The organism is Pseudoalteromonas sp. MER144-MNA-CIBAN-0113 (assembly GCF_040308965.1).
Classification (GTDB): Bacteria; Pseudomonadota; Gammaproteobacteria; order Enterobacterales; family Alteromonadaceae; genus Pseudoalteromonas; species Pseudoalteromonas tetraodonis.
In genome coordinates this window covers 1-335 of sequence record NZ_JBEOOG010000239.1, presented here as the reverse complement: position 1 = coordinate 335, position 335 = coordinate 1, and the positions used below count along the sequence as shown (strand labels likewise).

Below are 335 nucleotides of genomic sequence, written 5' to 3'. Positions count from 1 at the left end.
AAGTTAAGGTTGTCGAGTTATGAATACTTGAGTTATCGCTCTGCTCTTTTGCTAAATCAAAGGTTACTTCACCGCTTTTAAATGTTTGCTCTAACGCATTTTCTATGAGTAATGCGGCTTCGTCCCATCCCATAAATTTAAGCATTAATACCGCACTTAAAATACTACTGCTGGGGTTTGCTTTATTTTGCCCTGCTATACGTTCAAACGTGCCGTGTGTAGGCTCAAAAAATGCGACATCGTTATTTAAATTTGCAGCGGGCATTATGCCAACACCGCCAACTTGTGCACTGAGCATATCCGCTAAAAAGTCACCATTTTGGTTAGTAGTCACC

At 40.6% G+C, this 335-nt stretch carries 1 protein-coding gene; it reads right to left on the bottom strand.

The window, feature by feature from the left end; all coding sequences use genetic code 11:
- The coding region (locus tag AAEY57_RS19540; RefSeq protein WP_350608610.1) for an isocitrate/isopropylmalate family dehydrogenase at window positions 1-335 on the bottom strand (335 nt) is incomplete at both ends.